Source organism: Microvirga arabica (genome assembly GCF_016811235.1).
Lineage (GTDB): Bacteria > Pseudomonadota > Alphaproteobacteria > Rhizobiales > Beijerinckiaceae > Microvirga > Microvirga arabica.
On sequence record NZ_JAFBID010000033.1, the window covers coordinates 23,934 to 43,220 of the forward strand.

At 65.1% G+C, this 19,287-nt stretch carries 17 protein-coding genes; 6 read left to right on the forward strand and 11 right to left on the reverse strand.

Annotated features, from left to right (window positions below):
* Positions 1-4 precede the first annotated feature (4 nt).
* The 6 genes from JQC81_RS16950 to JQC81_RS16975 all read right to left on the reverse strand — a co-directional run bounded on the left by JQC81_RS16950 (position 5) and on the right by JQC81_RS16975 (position 8,278).
* Positions 5-283 (reverse strand): hypothetical protein, encoded by a 279-nt coding sequence (locus tag JQC81_RS16950; RefSeq protein WP_203272966.1) that lies wholly within the window; start codon positions 281-283, stop codon positions 5-7.
* Positions 280-2,958 (reverse strand): pyruvate, phosphate dikinase, encoded by a 2,679-nt coding sequence (ppdK, locus tag JQC81_RS16955; protein WP_203272967.1) that lies wholly within the window; start codon positions 2,956-2,958, stop codon positions 280-282. Before ppdK ends, JQC81_RS16950 begins: the two co-directional genes overlap by 4 nt.
* A 291-nt stretch (positions 2,959-3,249) precedes the next feature.
* Complete coding sequence (locus tag JQC81_RS16960) at positions 3,250-3,888, reverse strand: L,D-transpeptidase (protein ID WP_203272968.1); 639 nt, start codon at positions 3,886-3,888, stop codon at positions 3,250-3,252.
* 146 nt (positions 3,889-4,034) lie between these two features.
* Positions 4,035-6,329: a glycine--tRNA ligase subunit beta gene (gene glyS, locus JQC81_RS16965; protein ID WP_203272969.1), complete on the reverse strand. Its 2,295-nt coding sequence runs from the start codon at positions 6,327-6,329 to the stop codon at positions 4,035-4,037.
* A gap of 47 nt (positions 6,330-6,376) precedes the next feature.
* Positions 6,377-7,318, reverse strand: coding sequence for a glycine--tRNA ligase subunit alpha (locus JQC81_RS16970; RefSeq protein ID WP_203272970.1), 942 nt, complete (start codon positions 7,316-7,318; stop codon positions 6,377-6,379).
* A gap of 75 nt (positions 7,319-7,393) precedes the next feature.
* Entirely contained in the window at positions 7,394-8,278 is an 885-nt protein-coding gene (locus JQC81_RS16975; protein ID WP_203272971.1) for a S49 family peptidase, read from the reverse strand.
* A gap of 147 nt (positions 8,279-8,425) precedes the next feature.
* On the opposite strand from JQC81_RS16975, the gene JQC81_RS16980 reads away from it, so the two are divergent.
* A complete protein-coding gene (locus JQC81_RS16980; RefSeq protein ID WP_203272972.1) occupies positions 8,426-8,785 on the forward strand; it encodes a hypothetical protein in 360 nt (119 codons plus the stop codon).
* Positions 8,786-8,813: 28 nt separating this feature from the next.
* Here JQC81_RS16980 and JQC81_RS16985 read toward each other — a convergent pair whose 3' ends face one another.
* Positions 8,814-9,554 (reverse strand): tRNA1(Val) (adenine(37)-N6)-methyltransferase, encoded by a 741-nt coding sequence (locus JQC81_RS16985; RefSeq protein WP_203272973.1) that lies wholly within the window; start codon positions 9,552-9,554, stop codon positions 8,814-8,816.
* Positions 9,547-9,771: a putative signal transducing protein gene (locus tag JQC81_RS16990; RefSeq protein WP_203272974.1), complete on the reverse strand. Its 225-nt coding sequence runs from the start codon at positions 9,769-9,771 to the stop codon at positions 9,547-9,549. Before JQC81_RS16990 ends, JQC81_RS16985 begins: the two co-directional genes overlap by 8 nt.
* Positions 9,772-9,880: 109 nt before the next feature.
* Between JQC81_RS16990 and JQC81_RS16995 the strand changes: the two genes are divergently transcribed.
* On the forward strand, positions 9,881-10,900 hold the full coding sequence (locus JQC81_RS16995; protein WP_203272998.1) for a polyprenyl synthetase family protein: 1,020 nt from the start codon (positions 9,881-9,883) through the stop codon (positions 10,898-10,900).
* Between the two features lie 211 nt (positions 10,901-11,111).
* Here JQC81_RS16995 and JQC81_RS17000 read toward each other — a convergent pair whose 3' ends face one another.
* From JQC81_RS17000 to JQC81_RS17010, 3 genes are all read right to left on the reverse strand, one after another.
* Positions 11,112-11,984, reverse strand: a complete 873-nt coding sequence (locus JQC81_RS17000; protein ID WP_203272999.1) for a 4-(cytidine 5'-diphospho)-2-C-methyl-D-erythritol kinase — start codon at positions 11,982-11,984, stop codon at positions 11,112-11,114.
* 163 nt (positions 11,985-12,147) lie between these two features.
* A complete protein-coding gene (locus JQC81_RS17005; protein WP_312887543.1) occupies positions 12,148-13,938 on the reverse strand; it encodes a tetratricopeptide repeat protein in 1,791 nt (596 codons plus the stop codon).
* Positions 13,939-14,241: 303 nt separating this feature from the next.
* Positions 14,242-15,906, reverse strand: a complete 1,665-nt coding sequence (locus tag JQC81_RS17010) for an electron transfer flavoprotein-ubiquinone oxidoreductase (protein WP_203272975.1) — start codon at positions 15,904-15,906, stop codon at positions 14,242-14,244.
* A 240-nt stretch (positions 15,907-16,146) separates the two neighbouring features.
* Between JQC81_RS17010 and JQC81_RS17015 the strand changes: the two genes are divergently transcribed.
* The 4 genes from JQC81_RS17015 to moaB all read left to right on the forward strand — a co-directional run bounded on the left by JQC81_RS17015 (position 16,147) and on the right by moaB (position 19,279).
* Complete coding sequence (locus tag JQC81_RS17015; RefSeq protein WP_203272976.1) at positions 16,147-16,713, forward strand: methylated-DNA--[protein]-cysteine S-methyltransferase; 567 nt, start codon at positions 16,147-16,149, stop codon at positions 16,711-16,713.
* 71 nt (positions 16,714-16,784) lie between these two features.
* A complete protein-coding gene (locus tag JQC81_RS17020) occupies positions 16,785-17,603 on the forward strand; it encodes a uracil-DNA glycosylase (protein WP_203272977.1) in 819 nt (272 codons plus the stop codon).
* Between the two features lie 77 nt (positions 17,604-17,680).
* A complete protein-coding gene (ypfJ, locus tag JQC81_RS17025) occupies positions 17,681-18,547 on the forward strand; it encodes a KPN_02809 family neutral zinc metallopeptidase (RefSeq protein WP_203272978.1) in 867 nt (288 codons plus the stop codon).
* 177 nt (positions 18,548-18,724) lie between these two features.
* Entirely contained in the window at positions 18,725-19,279 is a 555-nt protein-coding gene (gene moaB, locus JQC81_RS17030) for a molybdenum cofactor biosynthesis protein B (RefSeq protein ID WP_203272979.1), read from the forward strand.
* The last annotated feature ends 8 nt before the right edge of the window (positions 19,280-19,287 follow it).

The window sequence follows — 19,287 nt, forward strand, 5'->3', positions numbered from 1 at the left end:
GCGCTTATTGCGCCATCGCTATCATGACCGTGACGATCAGACCCGCGCCGAGCACAGCCACGAAGCGATCGCCCATGGTGAGCGGCTCCGCCCTGCCCTGCGCGGCCATCTGGCCGATGATCAGATCGAGCACCAGCGACACGGCGAAGGGCCAGGTCGCGGGCGGTACGGCCAGTTCCTGCAGGTGCGGCCGCGGCGCCACGACGAGGCCGATCACGATGCCGGCAGCCAGCACCGTGGCGATGTAGAGCAGGCGCCCGCGCGACAGGGACATCGGCATCACGCCTGGCTCGCAGCTTTGGCCCCGAGCGCCGCCTGCGCGGCGGCAAGGCGCGCGATCGGAACCCGGTAGGGCGAGCACGACACATAATCGAGACCCGTCGCCTCGCAGAAGTGGATTGACGCCGGATCGCCGCCATGCTCACCGCAGATCCCGAGCTTGATGTTGGCCCGCGTTTTCTTTCCGCGTTCCACAGCGAGCTTCACCAGTTCGCCGACACCTTCCTGATCGATGGTGACGAACGGGTCGGCCGGCAGCAGGCCTTTCTGGGTGTAAGGCCCGAGGAACGAGGCCGCATCGTCGCGCGAGATGCCGAGCGTCGTCTGCGTGAGATCGTTGGTGCCGAAGGAGAAGAACTCCGCCGATTCCGCGATCTCACCGGCGCGCAAAGCCGCGCGCGGCAGTTCGATCATCGTGCCGACCTGATACTCGATGGCGACGCCGCTTTCCGCCTTTACGGCTTCCGCCATGGCGACGATGCGCTCCTTCACCAGATCGAGCTCGGGCTTCGTCATCACGAGCGGCACCATGATCTCGGGCACGACGGGCTGACCTGTCGTCTTGCCAGCCTCGACCGCCGCCTCGAAGATGGCGCGCGCCTGCATCTCCGCGATCTCAGGATAGGCCACCGCCAGACGGCAGCCGCGGAAGCCGAGCATCGGGTTGAACTCGTGCAGCTCGCGGGCGCGGTGCCTGAGCTTGTCGACGGAGGCATTCATGGCCTTCGCCACCTCCTGCATCTCCTCTTCCGAATGCGGCAGGAACTCGTGCAGCGGCGGATCGAGCAGGCGGATCGTCACCGGCAGCCCGCTCATGATCGAGAACAGTTCGGAGAAGTCCTTGCGCTGCATCGGCAGCAGCTTGGAGAGCGCCGCGCGGCGGCCCGCCTCGTCGTCGGACAGGATCATCTCGCGCACCGCCACGATGCGGTCACCCTCGAAGAACATGTGCTCGGTGCGGCACAGACCGATGCCTTCCGCACCGAAGCTCCGCGCCGTCTTGGCGTCGAGCGGCGTCTCGGCATTGGCGCGCACCTTCATGCGGCGCACCTTGTCGGCCCAGCCCATCAGCGTCGCGAACTCGCCCGACAGCTCCGGCTCCAGCATCTTCACCTGGCCCAACAGCACCTGGCCGTTGGAGCCGTCGATGGTGATGATCTCGCCCTTCTTCAGGGACTGGCCGGCGACCGTGAGCGTCTGGGTGGCATAATCCACGCGGATCGAGCCCGCACCCGACACGCAGGGCTTGCCCATGCCGCGCGCAACCACCGCCGCGTGCGAGGTCATGCCGCCGCGGGTGGTCAGGATGCCCTCGGCCGCATGCATGCCGTGGATGTCCTCAGGTGAAGTCTCGACGCGCACGAGGATGACCTTGTGGCCGGCCTTCTTGGCCGCTTCCGCATCGTCCGAATTGAACACGATCGCGCCCGAGGCGGCGCCGGGAGAAGCCGGAAGGCCCGTGGCCAGGATCTTGCGCTCGGCCTTAGGGTCGATGGTGGGATGCAGGAGCTGGTCGAGCGCCGCCGGCTCCACGCGCGTGACGGCCTCCTCCTGCGTGATCAGTCCCTCGGATGCCAGCTCCACGGCGATGCGCAGAGCGGCTTTCGCCGTGCGCTTGCCGTTGCGGGTCTGGAGCATCCAGAGCTTGCCCGTCTCCACCGTGAATTCCATGTCCTGCATGTCACGGTAGTGCTTCTCGAGAATGCCGTAGATGCGCACCAGCTCGTTGTAGGCGTCCGGCATGGCGCGCTCCATGGAGGGCTTGTCGGAGCCCGAGGCGATGCGCGCCTTCTCGGTGATGTCCTGCGGCGTGCGGATGCCCGCCACCACGTCCTCGCCCTGGGCGTTGATGAGGAACTCGCCATAGAGCTCGCTCTCGCCGGTGGACGGGTTGCGGGTGAAGGCGACGCCCGTGGCGGAGGTCTCGCCCATGTTGCCGAACACCATTGCCTGCACGTTCACCGCCGTGCCCCAGCTCGCCGGAATGGCGTGCAGCTCGCGGTACTTGATGGCGCGGTTGTTCATCCAGGAGCCGAACACGGCCCCGATGGCGCCCCAGAGCTGCTCCTGCGGCTCCTGCGGGAAGGGCCTGCCGAGCTCCTTCTCGACCAGCGCCTTGTAGCGCGGGAGAATGGCTTTCCAGTCCTGGGCGGTCATGTCCGTGTCGAGCGAGTAGCCCTTGCGGTCCTTGTATTCGTCGAGGATCTCCTCGAAATGGTGGTGCTCGATGTCCAGCACCACGTTGGAATACATGGTGATGAAGCGGCGATAGGAATCGTAGGCGAAGCGCTCGTCGCCCGCGCCCTTGGCCAGCGCCTCGACGGTGACGTCGTTGAGACCGAGGTTGAGCACCGTGTCCATCATGCCGGGCATGGAGGCCCGGGCGCCGGAGCGGACCGAGACCAGAAGCGGGTTCTCGGCGTCGCCGAAGGTGCGGCCGGTGAGCTTGCCGACATAGTCCAAGGCCTTTTCGACCTGGGCTTTCAGCTCCTCCGGATAGGCGCGGCCGTGGTCGTAATAGTAGGTGCAGACTTCCGTCGTGATGGTGAAGCCCGGCGGCACCGGCAGGCCCAGATTGGACATCTCGGCGAGATTGGCTCCCTTGCCGCCCAGCAGGTTCTTCATCCCCGCCTGGCCCTCGGCCTTACCGTCCCCGAAGGTATAGACCCACTGCGTCATCACTCGATCCCTTGGCTTAAGAAACGCCCTGCTGCCGCGCAGGTGTTGGCTTGAAACATGTGGAGCCCAAACGCAAGCTGAACAGCCACGGTTCCGGATTTTTCTGGCGGGTAGACCTTAGGGTAGCCTGGGGCTCTTTTCCTCCCCGTCATCCCCGGACTTGTTCCGGGGACCCACGTCTTCAACCCGGCTCAAGCCGTGGATGGCCGGGACGAGCCCGGCCATGACGATAAGAGCAAACAAAAAGGCCGGGACATGCCCGGCCTTTCGTAATCTCTCATGAACTCGGGCTCAGACCCGATACCGCCCGTTGCGCTTCACATAGACCGTGGTGCCGACGGGCACGCGCTCGTAGAGGTCGGCCACGTCCTCGTTGAGCATGCGCACGCAGCCCGAGGAGACCTGCTCACCGATGCTCCAGGGTTCGTTGGTGCCGTGGATGCGGAAGAGCGTGTCGGCGCCGTTCTGGTGCAGGTAGAGAGCGCGGGCGCCGAGCGGGTTGTCCAGGCCAGCCTCTACGTAGCGGGGCAGATCCGGCTTGATGCCGACCATGGTCTTGGTGGGCGACCAGTTGGGCCACACGCCCTTGCGGCCTACGGTGGCGATGCCGCGCCAGGAGAAGCCCTGCTTGCCGACGCCGACGCCGTAGCGGATCGCCTTGCCCTCGGGCTGGACGAGGTAGAGCATGCGCTCGTCGATATCGACCACGATGGAGCCCGGCTTCTCGGGCCCCTTGTACTCCACCGTCTGGCGGGCGTACTTGGCATCCATCTTGCGGCGGTCGACCAGCGGGATGTTGTGCGGCTGATCCGGGATCGAGCCCACATACCAATTGTCGTCGTCCACCGTGGCGACGGGCTGTTGGGCGGTCTGGCAGGCAGCCAGCGGCACGCTCAGGAGAGCAGCGATCAGGAGGCGTCGAATCATCATCGGTCTTCTGAATGGAATCGGTTGCCGCCTACCTAGAGCCTGGGGGGCCGGTTGGCTGTGCCTCCCAGGCAACACCTTAACCTGAATTAACCCCCGAGGGCTGCCCCATGCGCGTGGTGCAACCCTCGCGGTTTGCCGGACGCTGGCTATCCCTCGATCCGGGAGAAATCCGCCACCGTGCGGGTCGCCTCGCGTATGCTGTTGAGGAGCCGCAGGCGGTTCGCCCGGAGTGCCGGGTCCTCGGCGTTCACCGTCACCTTGTCGAAGAAGGCGTCCACGGGCTGGCGCAGGCGCGACAGGGCGCGCATCGCCCCCTCGAAATCCTCCGCCTCGACGGCGGCAGCGGCCTCGCGCTTGGCGCCGTCGAGAACCACGGCCAAAGCCTTCTCCTCGATCTGCCCCTGGTCGTTTACGATCTGGAGATCGGGCTGCTCGTTGTAGGCCCGCCCGTCCTTCTTCTCTTCGATGCGCAGGATGTTGGCCGCGCGGCGATAGCCGGCGAGGAGGTTTTTGCCGTCTTCCGTATCGAGGAAGCGGCCGAGTGCTTCGACGCGACGGACGATCATGAGCAGGTCGTCCTGGCCTTCGAGGGCGAACACGGCGTCGATGAGATCGTGACGGGCGCCCTGGTCGCGGAGATAGACTTTCAGGCGGTCGGCGAAGAAGGAAAGGAGATCAGCTCGAGATTTCGGTCCAACATGAAGGGTCGTGTAGTCTTTAGGATTGAGATCCGCTCGCAGTTCCCCTTGTTCTAATCGCAGCGAACGCTGATCGGCGATCACTACTCTCATATCAACGTCAAGGAATTCGTCGATCTCGTGTGGATCTGCATTGGTTGGGTCGGGATCCTGCCCCAGTAGCACAAGGGCATTTGGTCTCGATCTAATTTGCTTCGCAGCATTCTCAGTTGCCATGCGTATAAGCGCGGACAGTTCGATACGGATGCTATTCTCAAGCACCAATCTGATCACACCCAATGCCGCACGACGGAGCGCGTACGGATCCTTTGATCCCGTCGGCTTCTCGTCGATGGCCCAGAAGCCCACGAGCGTGTCGATCTTGTCGGCGAGCGCTACGACTACCGATACCGGATCGGTCGGCACTCGGTCGGAGGGGCCGAGCGGCTTGTAATGCTCCTCGATGGCGGCCGCGACGGAAGTGTGCTCGCCCTGCAGCATCGCGTAATAGCGGCCCATGAGGCCCTGCAGCTCGGGGAACTCACCCACCATTTCGGTAACGAGATCCGCCTTGGCGAGGCGCGCGCCTCGCTCGGCAAGCGCAGGATCGGCACCAACCCCAATAGCAAGCACCTTGGAGAGCGCCGCGATCCGCTCCACGCGCTCGTATTGCGTGCCGAGCTTCTCGTGGAACACGATTGCTTTCAGCTTCTCCAGACGGTCTTCCAGCTTCACCTGCTGGTCCGTCTTCCAGAAGAAGTTCGCGTCGGAGAGACGCGCGCGCACCACGCGCTCGTTGCCGCCGACAATAGTCTTGCCGCCGTCGCTGGCGATGAGGTTCGAGGTCAGCAGGAACTTGTTGGCGAGCTTGCCGGTGTTCGGATCGCGCAGCACGAAGCATTTCTGGTTCGCCCGGATCGTGGTGCGGATCACCTCCGGGGGGATATCGAGGAACGCCTCATCGAAGGAGCCCATGAGCACCACGGGCCATTCCACGAGACCGGCGACCTCTTCCAGCAGGGCCTCGTCCTCGACGAGTTCGAGGCCCTGCGCGAAGGCGAGGTCCTTGGCGTCGTGCAGGATCATGTCCTTGCGGCGATCGGTGTCGATCACGACCTTCGCGCGCTCAAGGGCCGGCGCGTAATCGTCGAAGCGCTTCACGCGGATCTCGTCCGGGGCGAGGAAGCGGTGGCCCTTCGTGACGTCGCCAGAGCCGATCCCGTCGACATCGAAGCGCACCACCTCCGGATCCTCGGTCTCGGGCCCGAAGGTGCAGACGATGGAATGGAGCGGACGCACCCAGCGGAGCGAGCCGGGCTCGCGAGAGGCCGCGCCCCAGCGCATGGATTTCGGCCAGGGGAAAGTCTTGATGATGCCGGGCAGGATCTCGGCCAGCACGTCCGGCGTCGAGCGGCCGGGCTTCTCGATGATGGCAACGTAGAACTCGCCCTTCTTCGGATCGCTCTCGATCTTCGCCTGCTCGATGGACGCAAGCCCCGCCCCTTTCAGGAAGCCCTGGATCGCCGCATCGGGCGAACCGACGCGCGGGCCTTTGCGCTCCTCGCGCACGTCCTGCCCCTTCACGGGCAGGCCCGCGATGTGCAGCGCCAGACGGCGCGGCGTCGCAAAAGCCTTGGCGCCCTCATAGAGGAAGCCGCGCTCCACGAGCGCATCGGTGACGAGCTTCTTCAGATCCTCCGCCGCACGGCGCTGCATGCGGGCCGGGATTTCTTCGGAAAAGAGTTCGAGGAGGAGATCGGGCATGGGAAAGCTTTGAAATTGGAGAGAGGGATTCGGATGGGGCGCAGCGGTCAGGCCGCCACGCCTCCGCCCTCGGTCTTCAGCCATGCGGCGCCGCAGGCTTTCGCCAATTCACGGACACGCAGGATGTAGCTCTGGCGCTCGGTGACGGAGATCACGCCGCGGGCGTCGAGCAGGTTGAACATGTGGCTGGCCTTGATGCACTGGTCGTAGGCCGGAAGCGCCATCAGGTGGCGCTGGTCGTTGGTACCCGGCTTCGGCTCGCCGGCTTCCAGATACTTGCGGCAGGCGGCTTCCGCGTCGCGGAAGTGGCGGAACAGCATCTCCGTGTCGGCATGCTCGAAGTTGTGGCGGGAATATTCCTGCTCTGCCTGCAGGAACACGTCGCCGTAGGTGACCTTCTCGACGCCCTCAAGGCCGTTGAAGTTGAGATCGTAGATCGACTCCACGCCCTGCAGGTACATGGCGAGGCGCTCGAGTCCGTAGGTCAGCTCGCCCGCGACGGGTGAGCACTCGAAGCCCGCCACCTGCTGGAAATAGGTGAACTGCGAGACCTCCATGCCGTCGCACCAGCATTCCCAGCCGAGGCCCCAGGCGCCGAGCGTCGGGCTTTCCCAATCGTCCTCGACGAAGCGGATGTCATGGAGCGAGGTGTCGATGCCGATGGCCTTGAGCGAGCCGAGATAGAGCTCCTGTAGGTTCGGCGGGTTCGGCTTCAGGATGACCTGGAACTGGTAGTAGTGCTGGAGCCGGTTCGGGTTCTCGCCATAACGCCCATCCTTCGGGCGGCGGGAGGGCTGCACGTAAGCCGCACGCCAGGATTTCGGGCCAAGGGCCCGCAGGGTCGTGGCGGGATGAAAGGTGCCGGCACCCACCTCCATGTCGTAGGGCTGGAGGATCACGCAGCCCTGTTCGGCCCAATAGCGCTGGAGCGTGAGGATCAGGCCCTGGAAAGAGCGCGCAGGGTTCATATGCGCGGGTTCGCTCGTCATATCGGCGTCCGGTTTCATCCAAAATTTCAAGCGAACCCTTGGGATGACGGGCGCTTCAAGTCAAGCGTTGGGGTGCTAAAGCCCCAGCCGCGCCCAGGCAGCCCTCTCCTCCAGGGTGCCGACGATCTCGCCCGGATCGATGAGGCTGATGTCGCCGATGGGGCGGCGGCCCAGCAGGCGGCCCAGGAGCGGCCGGCGGGCGGGCTCAACCATGCGGAACCGCACTTTGTCGCCGAAGCGCTGGCGCATGACGGAGCGGATGTCGCCGAGGCCGTCGACGAGGCCGAGATCCACAGCCTCCGCCCCAACCCAGAAGGCGCCGGAGAAGAGATCGTCATAGGAGTCGTTGAGCTTTTCGCCCCGACGCTCCTTCACGAGATCGACGAAGACATCGTGGATCTTCACCTGAAGCCCCTTCAGACGGATCACGTCGTCAGGATTCTCGGGGCGGAATGGGTCGAGCATGGCCTTGCTCTTGCCGGCGGTGTGCACCCGCCGCTCGATGCCCAGGCGCTCGATCAGCTCGTGGAAGCCGAAGCTTGCGGACACCACCCCGATGGAGCCCACGATGGAGGCCGGATCGGCATAGATCTCGTCCGCCGCGCAGGCGATCATGTAGCCGCCGGAGGCCGCCGCATCCTCCACGAAGGCGATGACGGGGAGCTTCTTCTCCTCGGAGAGACTGCGGATGCGCCGGAAGATCAGGTGGGACTGCGCCGCCGAGCCACCCGGCGAGTTGATCACGAGGGCCACGGCCTTCGCGCCCGGCACCGAGAAGGCCCGCTCCAGCAGGGGCGCCACGCTCGACATGGCAAGCCCTGAGCGCAGGGGCATCACCGCGCCGATGGGCCCGGACAGGCGCACCACGGGCACGACGGGGCTGGAGGTGGCGCGGTACTTGGCTGGGAGGAGGAACTGGAGGCGCGCGGGGAGCATGGAAAGGAGAGATGATTGAGCCATAGCGTCTATGTAGGGTGCACGGCCCGGCTTCCCAAGATGAACATCCCGTTAGGGAATTCGTCGGCCTCCGTTCAGCTAAGATCGTCTAGAAACCTCACCATGGAGAACAGCCCTGCCCCAACGTCGGGCAGAGGTGAGGAGAAAACAATGCGTAAGCTGATGTTCGGCCTTCTTGGCCTCGTGACTCTTGGCTTCGGTGCCTTCTCGGCGCAACCGGTCGAGGCCCAGCCCTATTACCGGGACTACGGATACGGCTATCATCCCGTAATCGAGCGCCGCTATGTCCGCCCCCGTCCGGTGATCAGCGTTCAGATCGGCACCCCCTACCGGGCCTACCGCCCCTATCGGGCTTACCGGCCTGCGCCGATCTATCGCCCGGTCCGCACGGCCCGGCGCTGCTGGGTGGAGCGGCGGCGGGTCTGGACGAACTACGGCTGGACCCGTCGTCCGGTCGAGGTCTGCCGCACGGTGCAACGCCCCGTCGCACGGCATGTCTATCGCTACTGAACCCAAGGGCGCCGAAAGGCGCCCTTTTTCATAGAAGAGTTGCCTCGCCCCGGTGCAGCGCCTCGGCTTCCGGGGTAAAGCGCCCGTCGGGACCATTCAGGATCAGGGGCGCCAGGATGCTCAGCGGCGCCCGGCTGCCCTTGAGGCCGGAGAGCAGGACGCGGATCGCCGGCCTGTCGGCAGATGGATGGACGAAGCGGAGTTCCAACCCGCCGAGCCATTTGCCCAGGATCTCCAGGCACTCGGCTGTCCGGTCGGCCCGGTGGATCAGCACCAGCCGTCCCTTGGGCCTGAGGAGCCCGGTGCAGGCCCTGAGCCAGGCCTCCAGGCCGCCCGCCGGAAGGGCATGGGCGGCCGCCCGACCCTGGTCCGGCGAGATGCGGGCCTGCCCTTCTTCCAGGAACGGCGGATTGCTGAGAATGAGATCGGCACTCTCCGCCATCAGGCCAGCCGCCTGGCGCGAGGTTCTGTCCAGCACATCGGCGACGGCGACATCGGCCCGAAGGCCGCTCTCCCGGCAGTTCCTGCGGCACAGTTCCGCGAGGTTGGGATCCCGCTCCACGAAAACGAAGCGCCCTGCAGCCTCCCGGGCGGCCACCATCAGCCCGACCGCCCCGGTGGCGGCGCCCACGTCCACCACCACGTCACCGGCCTTCACGGGGGCGGAGGCGGCGAGCAGCACCGCATCGGTTCCGGCCCGGTGGCCTCGGGCAGGCTGGGCCAAGCGCACGCGCCCGCCGAGCAGTAAATCCTGCGTGATTTCAGCCATGCCGCAGTTCGGCCTCCAGGCCGGCATCGACAATGAGGCGGCGGGCCTGCGCCGCGTGATCTTCAGGCACCAGGATCCGGCGCGGGAAGGCGCCGATCATGCCCTCCAGGGCGCTCATGTGGTTATCCGCCACCAGAACCGGGATATTGGCGTTTTCCAAGAGAGATTGTAGGAAGCCGACCAGAACGAGATCGCTGCTTCGGACGATTTCGACCATCGGCCTGAGACCCTTTCCTCTGCGGTAAGCGTTTGCATTGCAGCATGGAAAGTGCCATGCCAGTTCATATTCCTACCGGCTTTTTCCGCCGGCAACCCGGGTCGTGACAGTGGGCGTCGTCGTTCCGTTCGAAGACAAGCATCCCGAGAAGAATGCGAGCATCGAGAAGCTTGTGTCCCTTGTGGCCTCCGACATGGAACGGGTCAATGCGATGATCCTGTCGCGCACGGGCTCCGAGGTCACCATGATCCCAGAGGTGGCGAACCACCTCATCTCCTCGGGCGGCAAGCGCCTGCGCCCCATGCTGACGCTGGCCACCGCCGGTCTCTCCGGCTACCAGGGCGACGGCCATGTGAAGCTCGCGGCTTCCGTGGAGTTCATGCACACCGCCACCCTCCTCCACGACGACGTGGTGGACGAGAGCGACATGCGCCGCGGCAAGATCGCGGCCCGAATCAAGTGGGGCAACGAGGCGAGCGTGCTGGTGGGCGACTTCCTGCTCGGCCAAGCCTTCCGCATGATGGTGGAGGTGGGCTCGCTGCGGGCGCTCGATATCCTCTCCGCCGCCGCGACCGTGATCGCCGAGGGCGAGGTGATGCAGCTCGCCGCCGCCAAGAACACCGAGACAACGGAAGACGAGTATCTGGCGGTCATCCGCGGCAAGACGGCCGAGCTCTTTGCCGCCGCCTGCGAGGTCGGTCCCGTCATTGCCGGACGCCCCAAGGCCGAGCAGGCTGCCTGCCGCTCCTACGGGATGAATCTCGGCATCGCGTTCCAGCTCGTGGACGATGCCCTCGATTACGGCGGCAAGGCCGCGACGCTGGGCAAGAACGTCGGCGACGATTTCCGCGAGGGCAAGATCACCCTTCCCGTGGTCCTCTCCTTCCGCCGCGGCACGGACGAGGAGCGCGCCTTCTGGAAGCGGGTGCTCGAGCAGGGCGAGATCGAGGACAAGGACCTCGAACAGGCCGTCGCCATCATGCGCCGCCACCGGGCGCTCGAGGATACGGTTGAGCGCGCCCGCCATTACGGCGCCATGGCCCGCGACGCGCTGGCGCTGTTCCCGTCAGGCCCCATGAAGCAGGCGCTGCTCAATGCGGTTGATTTCTGCATCGCCCGCGCCCATTGAGCGGGGGCCTGACTTAATCCGGCTATCGATGCCTCGCTTAACTCAGCCCTCATCCTGGGGAGCAGCCGTCAGGCTGCGTCTCGAAGGAGGCTCCAGAGAGCACTGGAGCCTCCTTCGAGACGGTCGCTGCGCGACCTCCTCAGGATGAGGTTAGAGGGATGAATGACGGAGATCACCAGAACAAGTCCCGGGATGACATTGAAGGGTTCGATCACCGCAAGCTCGTCGCCTTGACCCACCAGTTAGGGCGCAGGCGGCGGAACTGCCGTGCCGCCCTGGCGGCCGCATCGCAATCGTCGTAAAGCCCGAACACCGTCGCGCCAGAGCCGGACATGCGCACCAAGCGGCAGCCGTCCGTTGCGCGCAGCAGGCCGAGAGCCTCACCGATCACGGGCTGGATCTGGAGCGCCGGCGGCTCAAGGTCGTTGCGGGTGTTCTTCAGCAGGGCGAGCAGCGCATCCGGCGAGGGCGCCTCCAGGACGGGATGGGCAGCGGCAGGCAGCCCCTGCCCCGGCTGCAGGCCCAGCGCCTTGAACACGGACGGCGTCTCCACGGGCACCCGCGGATTCACCAGCACGGCAAACAGGCGCGGCAGGCTCAGCCCAGGCCCCAGGTCCTCCCCCGCGCCCCGCATCATCTGGGCTCTCGGTTCGAGGCACACGGGCACATCGGCTCCCGTGAGGCGGGCCGCCTCCCGCAGGGCTGGATGCGACAGCGGCAGGCTGTTGAGGCGGCCTAAGAGCCGAAGCGCCGCGGCGGCATCGGACGAGCCGCCGCCAATCCCGGCTGCCACCGGGAGGCGCTTCGTCAGACAGAAGGTGCCGACCTTCAGGCCGCTGACGCGCTCCGCGAGAAGGCGGGCCGCCTTCATCACGAGGTTGTCGGCATGGTTCCCGGCGAGCGGAGCCGTCGGGCCAGTCACCGCGAGAGCCAGAGTTCCGCCTGGCTCAAGCCGCAGGTCGTCGCCTGTTCCGGCGAACACCACGAGGCTTTCCAGCTCATGATAGCCGTCGGCCCGGCGCCCGAGCACGTGGAGCGTCAGGTTGATCTTGGCGGGCGCGCGGGTGGCAAGCGGCTGAGGCATGGCGTTTCCATGCCCGAGAGAGGCGCGGATGGGAAGAGCGGCTTCTGCCGTCATGCCCGGCCTTGTGCCGGGCATCCAGGTCTTCATGCATGGGGTTCAAAAACGTGGATGGCCGGGACGAGCCCGGCCATGACGTAGAAGTAGGTGTAGAGAGAAGACGACCTTACCCGCCGTTCTGCTTCGGCGCCTCCGCCTGAGGCACAGGGGTATTCTCCGCTGCGGCCGGCTTCGGATCCTCTTCGAGGCCGTTGTCGATCTTCTTGAGGATCTTCACCAGCTCCTCGTGCTCCGGGTCCGAGTTCTTGGCGTGGTCCCATTGGAACTTCGCCTCGAGCTTGCGGCCGACCTTCCAATAGGCATCGCCAAGGTGGTCGTTGATGGTGGAGTCGCCCGGCTTCAGCTCCACGGCCTTTTCGAGCTCGCGCACGGCGTCCTCGTAGCGGCCCATGCGGTAATAGGCCCAGCCCAGGGAGTCGATGATCATGCCGTCGCGGGGCGCGAGCTCGACGGCCTTGGTGAGCATCTTGAACGCCTCGTCGATATTCATGTTCTGGTCGACCCAGGAATAGGCGAGGTAGTTCATCACCTGGGCGCGGGCGGCATTCAGGGTCTCGGGAACCAGCTCCAGGGCCTTCTTCAGATCGGCCTCGCCCTTGTCCCACTGCTTCGAGCGCTCGTAGGACGAGCCGCGGTAGAAGAACAGGATCCAGTGGCCGCGCTCGGGCTGGCCGACGAGGTTGATGGCCTTGGTGTAGGTTTCGGCCGCTTCCGCGAACTTCTTGCGCGAGCGCTGCACGTTGCCGAGCGCCATGACCACGTCCACGTCCTCGGGGTGCTCCTTCATGAGCTTCTCGAGATGCGCGATGGCATCCTCGCCGCGGCCCATCAGTTCGTAATTGTGCCCAATGGAGATGTCGGCGCTCGTGCGGATCGGCGAGTCTTTGGGGATCCGCGCGAAGATCGCATTGGCGTTGTCGTACTGCTTCAGACGCTCGTAGACGTCCCCAAGGGTCACGAGGGCCAGCGGGTGATCCGGCTTGAGATCGAGGCCGAGGCGCAGATAGATGATGGCGGTCAGCTCGTCGCCCTGGGAGTTGCCCACCACGCCGAGGCCGTAGAGTAGCTCCGCCGCTCCGTCCTGCGCGTTGTTCACGAGCGGCATGAGGGGCTTGCCCTCCTCAAGCGCCTTCATGGCGGAGCGCACGATCGGATGGCGCGGCGCCGCCTCGTCGAACGCCTTGTAGACCTTCAGGGCTTCGTCCTTGCGACCGCGCTTGGCGAGGAAGCGACCATAGGCATCGACAACCTGCAGGGTGTTGCGCTCGCCCTCATAGGCCGCCTTGAAGCGCTTCTCCGCCTCGGCCGCATTGCCGGTCACGTCGGCGATGAGGGCAGCATGGTACTCGCGGAACTGGTCGAAGGCGCGCTCGTTCTTGAGCTTGTCGACGGTGGCGAGCGCCTGCTTGCCGTCCTTGGAGCCGGCGAAGGTCCAGGCGGAGAGAAGCGTCGCCGTGAGATCCGCCTGACGGCCACGGATGCTCTTGGAGAGCCGGGCCCGGGCATCGGCATATTTCTGGGTCTTGATGGCACGCACGCTGAGGGCGAACTGAGCGAGGTTGTTCGAGCCGTCCTGCGTCGAAAGGCGCTCCGCCGCCCGGATTGCGTCCGGCATGGAGCCGTTGGCCAGGAAGGCCACGAAGGCGCGCTCCAGAAGCTCCTGGTTGCGAGGATCGTCCTGGATGGCCTGGCGGAAGAAGAGCGTTGCAGCCTCCGTGTCCCGCGCCGAACCCGCCACATAGGCCGACAGGAAATTGCCCTCAAGGCTCTGAGCAGGCTGCAGAACGTCATCCCCGGCGGCATTGGCTACGGCAGCAGGAGAGGCCAGCATGGTGGCCGCCATCAGGATCAGGGCAGGCAAGCCCTTGCGGGACTTCAAAATTTTCAAGGTGGGCACGAAGCGCGGCTCCAATCATCGCAGCATCTCATCAGAGGGAGATGTGCGCCAAATCAGGCCGGAGAATGGCGCCTCCCTCGGGACGCCGCAAGGGGACAATTGCCGCTGGGGCGTAAAAGCCTCGTGAGGGGGTAGGATTAGAAGCGCCCTGTCATTCCGGGGCAACCATAGGTCGAGCCCGGAATCCATAAGCACGACGCCTCAGGAAAGAGAGCAGTAGCTCCCGTTCTATTCTGCATTGTCAGCGGTTATGGATTCCGGGCTCCGCTCCACGGCTCGGAATGACAGAGGTACGGTTAAGCCTCACATATTCACATAGTTCGGCCCGCCACCGCCCTCGGGCGTCACCCAGTTGATGTTTTGGTTGGGATCCTTGATGTCGCAGGTTTTGCAGTGGACGCAGTTCTGGGCGTTGATCTGGTAGCGCACACCCCCCTCGCCTTCGACCCACTCATAGACCCCCGCCGGGCAGTAGCGCTGCGACGGGCCACCGAACACATCGTGCTCGGAGCCTTTCTGCAGGCCCATGTCCTTGACCTTGAGATGGACCGGCTGGTCCTCCTCGTGGTTGGTGTTGGACAGGAACACCGAGGACAGCTTGTCGAAGGTGAGCACCCCGTCGGGCTTGTCGTACTTGATCGGCTTTACCTGGGAGAGCGGGAGCAGGCATTCGTGGTCGGGCTTGCCGTGGCTCATGGTGCCGAAGGGCGACCAGTTGAAGATCTCGGTCAGCCACATGTCGAGGCCACCCAAGGCCACGCCGGCCGTCGTGCCGTATTTCGACCAGAGCGGCTTCACGTTGCGCACGCGCTTGAGGTCGTAGCCGATGGGCGAGGAACGCCAGGATTCCTCATAAGAAGCGACCTCATCATGCGCCCGTCCCGCCTGAAGTGCCGCGAACACGTGATCGGCGCAGAGCATGCCCGACAGGATCGCGTTGTGGCTGCCTTTGATGCGCGGCACGTTGACGAAGCCCGCCGAGTCGCCCACGAGGCAGCCGCCCGGGAACGAAAGGCGCGGCACCGACTGCCAGCCGCCTTCCATGATGGCGCGCGCGCCGTAGCCGATGCGCTTTCCGCCCTCGAACACGTCGCGCACCATCGGGTGCGTCTTGAAGCGCTGGAACTCGTCGAAGGGCGACAGGGTCGGGTTCTTGTAGTTGAGGTGCACCACGAAGCCGACGGACACGAGATTATCGTCGAAGTGATAGAGCCAGGAGCCGCCGCCTGAATTGTTCGGCAGCGGCCAGCCCATGGAATGGCGCACGAGGCCCGGCCGGAACTGCTCGGGCTTGACCTGCCACAGCTCCTTGATGCCGATGCCGTATTTCTGGTGATCCTTGCCCGCATTCAGGCCGAACCGCTCGACCATCTGCTTGGTGAGCGAGCCGCGGGCGCCCTCGCCGAAGATCGTGTACTTGGCGCGCAGCTCCATGCCGCGGGTGAAGTTGGCGTTGGGCTCGCCGTTGCGGCTGATGCCCATGTCGCCGGTGGCCACGCCCACCACCTTGCCGTCCTCGATCAGCACCTCGGCGGCCGGGAAGCCCGGATAGATCTCGACGCCGAGTTCCTCGGCCTTGCGGCCGAGATAGCGGGCGACGTTGCCGAGCGAGCCGATGTAGTTGCCGTGGTTGTTCATGAGCTTGGGCATGAACATGTTGGGCAGGACCACGCCGCCGGCATGGCCCAGATACATGAACTGGTCGGCCGTGACCTCGGTCTTGAGTGGGCGGTCCGGATCGGAGCGCCACTCGGGCAGGAGGCCGTCGAGCCCGATCGGGTCGATCACGGCGCCGGACAGGATATGCGCGCCGACTTCGGAGCCCTTCTCCACCACCACGACGGAAATGTCTGAGCCCGCCTCGGCAGCCTGCTGCTTGAGCCGGATGGCAGTGGCCAAGCCTGCGGGACCCGCGCCCACGACGACGACGTCGAATTCCATCGATTCACGAGCGGGCAGATCGGACATCAATTTTCCTCCTGGTACGCGGCTTTAGCGATTGAAGAGACAGATCGTTTACATATGAACAATCTGCTCGAATTCTCAAGCCATTCTAATCAAGACATTGTCCTAGCTTCATTGGAACAAGGCTGGAAGTTCTCTTTCCGCATAAGGTTATGCGGAAACACAATAAACGCCTTTGCCCTGCGCAACCGACCCGATGAACCAAGCAGTTGTTCGGCAAGGATGGGAGGTTTACAAAGGAGCATGCAGGACCATCCGTCCACCCATACGGCGTTCTATACGCTGTTCGAGACAGCCATCGGCCTCTGCGGGCTGGCGTGGAACGAGCGTGGCGTGACTGGCTTTCAGCTTCCCGAGGACGATCCATCCAGCACCCGCAACCGCATCGCCAAGCGGTTTCCAGGTATTGTCGAGACCTCGCCGCCCTCGGACATCCAGCGCATCATCGCTGATGTGACGGCTCTGCTTCAGGGTGAGGCGCGCAGTCTGTCCGCCGTGCCGCTGGACATGAACGGAGTGTCGGACTTCGACCGCCGCGTTTACGAAGTGGCTCGCAGCATTCCACCGGGCCGGGTGCTGACCTATGGCGAGGTTGCATCGCGCCTCGGCATCGACAACGCCCGGGCGGTCGGCCAGTCCCTTGGGCGCAATCCGTTTGCCGTCATCGTGCCGTGCCATCGGGTCGTCGCGGCGGACGGCAAGCTCGGAGGTTTCTCGGCCAATGGCGGCGCCTCGACCAAGCTCCGCCTCCTTGCCATCGAGGGTGCCAGACGCGACGAGAGCCCGACCCTCTTCGACCTGATTTCTTAAGAGAATAAGATCCCTTGGGTTCTTTGCGGGCTTGAGTTGTCCACAGCCCCTGGAATGCTTACATACGGATCATGCAGGATCTCCCCTCTGATCGCGATGCTCTTCAGGCGCTGCTCGACTTCCATGTCGAGGCAGGCGTCGATCTCGCGCTCGACGAGACCCCGCATAATCGCTTCGCGGAACCCAAGGCGGAAGCCGCCAAGCCTCAGGCCCCCAAAGCTCCTCCCGCTCAGCCGGCGCCCTCCCCCCGAGCCCTTCCAAAGGCCGCCGCCAGTGCGCCCGAGGAGGTGGCAAGCCTCGCCCGCGAGCAGGCCCGCCACGCGCAATCCCTTGAGGAACTTGAGGCGATCCTGGCAGGCTTCGACGGCTGCGCCCTGAAATTCTCCGCCAAGAACCTCGCTTTTGCCGACGGCAACCCGGAAGGCCGGGTGATGCTGGTGGGCGAGGCGCCCGGCGCCGACGAGGACCGGATCGGCAAGCCCTTCATGGGCCGCTCCGGCCAGCTGCTCGACCGGATGCTCGCCACCATCGGCCTCGACCGATCCCAGGTCTATGTCGCCAACATCGTGCCCTGGCGTCCGCCGGGCAACCGTACGCCGACGCCCCAGGAAATTGCGATCTGCAAGCCCTTCATCGCGCGGCAGATCGAGCTGGCATCGCCTGAATTCCTGCTCTGCCTCGGCGGGCCCGCCGCCCAGAACCTGCTCGGCGTTAAGGACGGCATCCTGCGCACCCGCGGCCGCTGGTTCACCTACAAGGCCGATGACGGGCGCGAGATCAAGGCGCTGCCGACCCTGCACCCGGCCTATCTGCTGCGCCAGCCCTTGCAGAAGCGTCTCGGCTGGCGCGATTTCCAGGCTCTGCGACGGGCCTTGGACGGGCGCGACTAGGCGACCTTTCGGAACCGGTTCATATGCTTACGCCTTAAGCTCCTGCAGTGGCTCGTACTGCGGCTGGAAGGTGAACGATGCGCTGGCAAGACTTTCGAACCTCGTCCAATGTGGAAGACCGCCGCGGCATGGGCATGGCGGGCGGCGGAGGGCTCGGAATAGGCGCCATGGTAATCCTCGGCCTTGTGGGCTGGGCCCTTGGTATCGACCCTCGCATCCTCATCGGCGGCGCCGAGATGATCGCGGGCGGAGGCTCCGGCTACCAGCAGCAGCAACAGGGCCGGCAGGGCGCGCCGCAGGACGAGATGGGCCGTTTTGCCTCCGCCATTCTCGGCAACACGGAAGACGTCTGGAACACCGTGCTGCCCCAGCAGGCCAATCGCCAGTATCAGGCTCCGAAACTCGTGCTCTTCTCCGGCCAGACCCGGTCCGGCTGCGGCGGCGCGCAATCGGCCATGGGGCCGTTCTATTGCCCGCTCGACCAGACCATCTACATTGACCTCAGCTTCTTCCAAGAAATGCAGAGCCGCTTCCGTGCGGGAGGCGACTTCGCTTACGCCTATGTGCTCGCCCACGAGGTCGGCCACCATGTGGAAAACGTGCTCGGCATCCTGCCCCGCGTGCAGGAGCGTCAGCAGCAGGTCAGCCGGACGGAAGGCAACCAGCTCTCCGTACGCGTCGAGCTGATGGCCGACTGCCTTGCCGGCGTGTGGGCGCATCATTCCAACCAGCGCTGGCAGTCCCTGGAGCAGGGCGACATTGAGGAGGCCATCCGGGCCGCGGAGGCCATCGGCGACGACCGGCTGCAGAAGCAGTCACAGGGTCGCGTCGTGCCGGACAGCTTCACCCATGGCTCCTCCGAACAGCGCATGCGCTGGCTCACCACGGGATTGAAGACCGGACAGGTTCAGGCCTGCGATACGTTCCGTGCGAGCAGGCTTTAAGCTCGTTGAAAAAACCGTCATCCCGGACGGCGTAAGCCGATCCGGGATCGTATCCACGATTAGGCGCTATTCTCGTCAAGCGATCCCGGATCTTCGCTGCGCTCCGTCCGGGATGACACCGGTGGCAGGAGGCTCGCGCCTCGGCTACAAAGATGTCGATTACATCAGAGTCTTCCCATGCCCGGCATCGACGAAACGCTCCCTTTCATCCCGCTCGGCATCGCCGTGCTGACCGTATCCGACACGCGTTCGCTGGAGGAGGACAAATCCGGCGCCACACTGGCGGAGCGGCTCATCAAAGCGGGACACAAGCTGGCCGACCGCGCCATCGTGACGGACGACGTGGACGCGATCCGCGGCAAGGTGCAGGGCTGGATCGCCGATCCCACGGTTGATGTGGTCATCACCACGGGCGGCACGGGCTTCACCGGGCGCGACGTGACGCCGGAGGCCATCGAGCCCCTGTTCGACAAGCGGATGGAAGGCTTTTCCGCCGTCTTCCACCGCATCTCCTACGACAAGTTCGGCACCTCGACGATTCAGTCGCGAGCCACCGCCGGCGTGATCGGCACGACCTTCGTGTTCGTGCTGCCGGGCTCACCCGGCGCCTGCAAGGACGCCTGGGACGGCATCCTGGCCAATCAGCTCGATTACCGGCACCGGCCGTGCAATTTCGTCGAGATCATGCCGCGCCTGGACGAGCACCTGAAGCGAGGCAAGCTCAAGGCCTGAGGACGCGG

What these genes read in the sequence shown, in the direction of transcription:
- ppdK (WP_203272967.1), bottom strand. Translation starts at nt 2,958, where the DNA reads ATGACGCAGTGGGTCTATACCTTCGGGGACGGTAAGGCCGAGGGCCAG.
- JQC81_RS16960 (WP_203272968.1), bottom strand. Translation starts at nt 3,888, where the DNA reads ATGATGATTCGACGCCTCCTGATCGCTGCTCTCCTGAGCGTGCCGCTG.
- glyS (WP_203272969.1), bottom strand. Translation starts at nt 6,329, where the DNA reads ATGCCCGATCTCCTCCTCGAACTCTTTTCCGAAGAAATCCCGGCCCGC.
- JQC81_RS16970 (WP_203272970.1), bottom strand. Translation starts at nt 7,318, where the DNA reads ATGACGAGCGAACCCGCGCATATGAACCCTGCGCGCTCTTTCCAGGGC.
- JQC81_RS16975 (WP_203272971.1), bottom strand. Translation starts at nt 8,278, where the DNA reads ATGGCTCAATCATCTCTCCTTTCCATGCTCCCCGCGCGCCTCCAGTTC.
- JQC81_RS16980 (WP_203272972.1), top strand. Translation starts at nt 8,426, where the DNA reads ATGCGTAAGCTGATGTTCGGCCTTCTTGGCCTCGTGACTCTTGGCTTC.
- JQC81_RS16985 (WP_203272973.1), bottom strand. Translation starts at nt 9,554, where the DNA reads ATGGCTGAAATCACGCAGGATTTACTGCTCGGCGGGCGCGTGCGCTTG.
- JQC81_RS16990 (WP_203272974.1), bottom strand. Translation starts at nt 9,771, where the DNA reads ATGGTCGAAATCGTCCGAAGCAGCGATCTCGTTCTGGTCGGCTTCCTA.
- JQC81_RS17000 (WP_203272999.1), bottom strand. Translation starts at nt 11,984, where the DNA reads ATGCCTCAGCCGCTTGCCACCCGCGCGCCCGCCAAGATCAACCTGACG.
- JQC81_RS17010 (WP_203272975.1), bottom strand. Translation starts at nt 15,906, where the DNA reads ATGTCCGATCTGCCCGCTCGTGAATCGATGGAATTCGACGTCGTCGTC.
- JQC81_RS17015 (WP_203272976.1), top strand. Translation starts at nt 16,147, where the DNA reads ATGCAGGACCATCCGTCCACCCATACGGCGTTCTATACGCTGTTCGAG.
- JQC81_RS17020 (WP_203272977.1), top strand. Translation starts at nt 16,785, where the DNA reads ATGCAGGATCTCCCCTCTGATCGCGATGCTCTTCAGGCGCTGCTCGAC.
- ypfJ (WP_203272978.1), top strand. Translation starts at nt 17,681, where the DNA reads ATGCGCTGGCAAGACTTTCGAACCTCGTCCAATGTGGAAGACCGCCGC.
- moaB (WP_203272979.1), top strand. Translation starts at nt 18,725, where the DNA reads ATGCCCGGCATCGACGAAACGCTCCCTTTCATCCCGCTCGGCATCGCC.